Origin of the sequence: Thauera sedimentorum (assembly GCF_014489115.1) — a bacterium.
GTDB lineage: Bacteria > Pseudomonadota > Gammaproteobacteria > Burkholderiales > Rhodocyclaceae > Pseudothauera > Pseudothauera sedimentorum.
The window spans coordinates 1-5,307 of the sequence record NZ_JACTAH010000004.1 but is presented as its reverse complement, the minus strand read 5'-3'; the positions used below and the strand labels follow the sequence as shown (position 1 = coordinate 5,307).

2 tRNA genes and 3 rRNA genes are annotated in these 5,307 nt (G+C 54.9%); all 5 read right to left on the bottom strand.

The window, feature by feature from the left end:
- Nucleotides 1–49: 49 nt before the first annotated feature.
- Nucleotides 50–162, bottom strand: a 5S ribosomal RNA gene (gene rrf, locus IAI53_RS18415).
- A gap of 86 nt (nucleotides 163–248) precedes the next feature.
- Nucleotides 249–3,135 (bottom strand): 23S ribosomal RNA (locus IAI53_RS18410).
- A 301-nt stretch (nucleotides 3,136–3,436) separates the two neighbouring features.
- A tRNA-Ala gene (locus IAI53_RS18405) sits at nucleotides 3,437–3,512 on the bottom strand.
- A gap of 19 nt (nucleotides 3,513–3,531) precedes the next feature.
- A tRNA-Ile gene (locus tag IAI53_RS18400) sits at nucleotides 3,532–3,608 on the bottom strand.
- 82 nt (nucleotides 3,609–3,690) lie between these two features.
- Nucleotides 3,691–5,226: ribosomal RNA gene (locus tag IAI53_RS18395) — 16S ribosomal RNA — on the bottom strand.
- The 16S, 23S and 5S rRNA genes sit together here with 2 tRNA genes alongside, the layout of an rRNA operon.
- Between the last annotated feature and the right edge of the window lie 81 nt (nucleotides 5,227–5,307).

Genomic DNA, 5,307 nt, shown 5'->3' with positions numbered 1-5,307 from the left:
CCAAACGCCGCTGGATCGTTGTGATCGAGCGGCGTTTGTTTGTGGGTTAGTCTGACGATGACCTACTTTCGCGAGGGTATCCTCACTATCATCGGCGCGTTCTCGTTTCACGGTCCTGTTCGGGATGGGAAGGGGTGGAGCCGAGAAGCTATGGTCGTCAGACTTTGACGGGGTAACAAAGAGGACAGTAGTAGTTTGTTTGGGTGGTGATTGTATTTTGAGTTCTTTGCTTTGTCTTACAAGGTTATAGGATCAAGCCACACGGGCAATTAGTATCGGTTAGCTTAACGTGTTGCCACGCTTCCACACCCGACCTATCAACGTTGTGGTCTTCAACGACCCTTCAGGGGGCTCGAGGCCCCGGGGAAGTCTCATCTTGAGGCGAGTTTCCCGCTTAGATGCTTTCAGCGGTTATCTCTTCCGCACTTAGCTACCCGGCGATGCGACTGGCGTCACAACCGGTACACCAGAGGTGCGTCCACTCCGGTCCTCTCGTACTAGGAGCAGGTCCCCTCAAACTTCCAGCGCCCACGGCAGATAGGGACCAAACTGTCTCACGACGTTTTAAACCCAGCTCACGTACCACTTTAAATGGCGAACAGCCATACCCTTGGGACCGGCTACAGCCCCAGGATGTGATGAGCCGACATCGAGGTGCCAAACTCCGCCGTCGATGTGAACTCTTGGGCGGAATCAGCCTGTTATCCCCAGAGTACCTTTTATCCGTTGAGCGATGGCCCTTCCATACAGAACCACCGGATCACTATGACCTGCTTTCGCACCTGCTCGACTTGTCGGTCTCGCAGTCAAGCCGCCTTTTGCCATTGCACTATCAGTACGATGTCCGACCGTACCTAGGCGACCTTCGTACTCCTCCGTTACCTTTTGGGAGGAGACCGCCCCAGTCAAACTGCCTGCCATGCACGGTCCCCGACCCGGATTCACGGGCCTGGGTTAGAACCTCAACGACACCAGGGTGGTATTTCAAGGACGGCTCCACGAGAACTAGCGTTCCCGCTTCATAGCCTCCCACCTATCCTACACAAGTCCCGTCAAAGTCCAATGCAAAGCTACAGTAAAGGTTCATGGGGTCTTTCCGTCTTGCCGCGGGGAGATTGCATCTTCACAAACACTTCAACTTCGCTGAGTCTCAGGAGGAGACAGTGTGGCCATCGTTACGCCATTCGTGCAGGTCGGAACTTACCCGACAAGGAATTTCGCTACCTTAGGACCGTTATAGTTACGGCCGCCGTTTACCGGGGCTTCGATCAAGAGCTTGCACCCCATCACTTAACCTTCCGGCACCGGGCAGGCGTCACACCCTATACGTCATCTTTCGATTTTGCAGAGTGCTGTGTTTTTAATAAACAGTCGCAGCCACCGATTCTCTGCGGCCCCTTCGCCCTTCGGATGTACTCCTACAAGCTAATGGGGCATACCTTCTCCCGAAGTTACGGTATCAATTTGCCGAGTTCCTTCTCCTGAGTTCTCTCAAGCGCCTTGGTATTTTCAACCTGCCCACCTGTGTCGGTTTGCGGTACGGTCGATTCTAGACTGAAGCTTAGAGGCTTTTCCTGGAAGCAGGGTATCAACCACTTCGTCTCACAAGGAGACTCGTCATCACGCCTCAGCTAAGCCCGACGGATTTGCCTATCGGGCACGCCTACACGCTTAAACCAGGACTTCCAACACCCGGCTGGCCTAACCTTCTCCGTCCCCCCATCGCATCTAGAACCGGTACAGGAATATTGACCTGTTTCCCATCGACTACGCATTTCTGCCTCGCCTTAGGGGCCGACTCACCCTGCGCCGATGAACGTTGCGCAGGAAACCTTGGGCTTTCGGCGAGGGAGCTTTTCACTCCCTTTATCGCTACTCATGTCAGCATTCGCACTTCCGATACCTCCAGCATCCCTTACGAGACACCTTCACAGGCTTACGGAACGCTCCCCTACCACGTGTCAAAGACACATCCGCAGCTTCGGTTCATGGCTTGAGCCCCGTTACATCTTCCGCGCAGGACGACTCGACTAGTGAGCTATTACGCTTTCTTTAAAGGGTGGCTGCTTCTAAGCCAACCTCCTAGCTGTCTATGCCTTCCCACTTCGTTTGCCACTTAGCCATGCATTTGGGACCTTAGCTGGCGGTCTGGGTTGTTTCCCTCTCGACAACGGACGTTAGCACCCGCTGTCTGTCTGCCGTATATCACTTTGCGGTATTCGGAGTTTGCTATCGCGGGGTAGATCGCAATGACCCCCCCAACGATTACAGTGCTCTACCCCCGCAAGTGTCCGTACGACGCACTACCTAAATAGTTTTCGGGGAGAACCAGCTATTTCCGGATTTGTTTAGCCTTTCACCCCTATCCACAGCTCATCCCCTAACTTTTCAACGTTAGTGGGTTCGGACCTCCAGTACCTGTTACGGCACCTTCATCCTGGCCATGGATAGATCATCCGGTTTCGGGTCTACGCCATGCGACTAATTCGCCCTTATCAGACTCGGTTTCCCTACGCCTCCCCTATTCGGTTAAGCTCGCCACATAACGTAAGTCGCTGACCCATTATACAAAAGGTACGCAGTCACCCCACGAGGAGGCTCCCACTGTTTGTATGCATGCGGTTTCAGGATCTATTTCACTCCCCTCCCGGGGTTCTTTTCGCCTTTCCCTCACGGTACTGGTTCACTATCGGTCGATCACGAGTATTTAGCCTTGGAGGATGGTCCCCCCATCTTCAGACAGGATTACACGTGTCCCGCCCTACTTGTCGCACGCTCAGACCCGCCACCAACTTTTCGCATACGGGGCTATCACCCTTTATTGCCGGACTTTCCAGACCGTTCTGCTAAGTTGATGGTTTAGTCGTGCAGGCTGATCCGCGTTCGCTCGCCACTACTTACGGAATCTCGGTTGATTTCTGTTCCTGCAGCTACTTAGATGTTTCAGTTCGCTGCGTTCGCCTCCACTGGCCTATGTATTCAGCCAGGGATACTCCTTGCGGAGTGGGTTTCCCCATTCGGACATCGCGGGATCAAAGCTCCATTGCCAGCTCCCCCACGCTTTTCGCAGGCTTGCACGTCCTTCATCGCCTGTGATCGCCAAGGCATCCACCACATGCACTTAGTCGCTTGATCCTATAACCTTGGACCCTCATACGAAGGCCCTGCAGCGCTAGGCTCAGAACTCGTTTGTGCGTCGAGACGCGTCGCCGGTTCGCAAACACGCTCGACTCGAATGCAATCACAACCCATGCACCCGGCGACTGACATACCCCGCCGGGCACACGAACTACTACTTATCCACTTTGTTAAAGAACGAACCTCTACGAACAACTGCTTCGTAAGGGGTGAAGCCTGGTCCGCCGCACGACACGCTGGCGGACTACGCTTCACACCTCACCGCTATCACACACACCTGACTCAGTCGCCCATCGACTGGTGGAGCTGGTCGGGATCGAACCGACGACCCTCGGCTTGCAAAGCCGATGCTCTCCCAGCTGAGCTACAGCCCCTTCTCGTGCCTGTAAGCCTTGGTGGGTCTGGTTGGGTTCGAACCAACGACCCCCGCCTTATCAAGACGGTGCTCTAACCAGCTGAGCTACAGACCCGCGGAACATGTGTGTTGCGAGGCTCATGCCATTGAACAACCGATAAGTTGTGGATACTTGAGAGCTGAGATCTTTTCTCTTGAAAGGAGGTGATCCAGCCGCACCTTCCGATACGGCTACCTTGTTACGACTTCACCCCAGTCATGAATCTCACCGTGGTAAGCGCCCTCCCGAAGGTTAAGCTACCTACTTCTGGTGAAACCCACTCCCATGGTGTGACGGGCGGTGTGTACAAGACCCGGGAACGTATTCACCGCGACATGCTGATCCGCGATTACTAGCGATTCCGACTTCACGTAGTCGAGTTGCAGACTACGATCCGGACTACGATCGGCTTTAAGGGATTGGCTCCACCTCGCGGCTTGGCAACCCTCTGTACCGACCATTGTATGACGTGTGAAGCCCTACCCATAAGGGCCATGAGGACTTGACGTCATCCCCACCTTCCTCCGGTTTGTCACCGGCAGTCCCACTAAAGTGCCCAACTGAATGATGGCAATTAGTGGCAAGGGTTGCGCTCGTTGCGGGACTTAACCCAACATCTCACGACACGAGCTGACGACAGCCATGCAGCACCTGTGTCCAGGCTCCCGAAGGCACTCTCGGCTCTCACCAAGATTCCTGGCATGTCAAGGGTAGGTAAGGTTTTTCGCGTTGCATCGAATTAATCCACATCATCCACCGCTTGTGCGGGTCCCCGTCAATTCCTTTGAGTTTTAACCTTGCGGCCGTACTCCCCAGGCGGTCAACTTCACGCGTTAGCTGCGTCACTCAGTGCGTTACCGCTCCGAACGACTAGTTGACATCGTTTAGGGCGTGGACTACCAGGGTATCTAATCCTGTTTGCTCCCCACGCTTTCGTGCATGAGCGTCAGTACAGGCCCAGGGGGCTGCCTTCGCCATCGGTGTTCCTCCACATATCTACGCATTTCACTGCTACACGTGGAATTCCACCCCCCTCTGCCGTACTCTAGCCCGCCAGTCACAAGCGCAGTTCCCAGGTTAAGCCCGGGGATTTCACACCTGTCTTAGCGAACCGCCTGCGCACGCTTTACGCCCAGTAATTCCGATTAACGCTCGCACCCTACGTATTACCGCGGCTGCTGGCACGTAGTTAGCCGGTGCTTCTTCTGTCGGTACCGTCATCGACGCCCTATGTTAGAGAACGCCTTTTCTTCCCGACTGAAAGAGCTTTACAACCCGAAGGCCTTCTTCACTCACGCGGCATGGCTGGATCAGGCTTGCGCCCATTGTCCAAAATTCCCCACTGCTGCCTCCCGTAGGAGTCTGGGCCGTGTCTCAGTCCCAGTGTGGCTGATCATCCTCTCAGACCAGCTACGGATCGTCGCCTTGGTGAGCCTTTACCCCACCAACTAGCTAATCCGACATCGGCCGCTCCAATGGTGTGAGGTCCGAAGATCCCCCACTTTCCCCCTCAGGGCGTATGCGGTATTAATCCGGCTTTCGCCGAGCTATCCCCCGCCACTGGGTACGTTCCGATGCATTACTCACCCGTTCGCCGCTCGCCGGCAGGCCGAAGCCCCCGCTGCCGCTCGACTTGCATGTGTAAAGCATGCCGCCAGCGTTCAATCTGAGCCAGGATCAAACTCTTAAGTTCAATCCAACAAAGTACTCAAAATCATTACTGACTTTCTGCGAGCACTTGAATCTTTGCGAAACAACTTCCGGCCCGAAGACC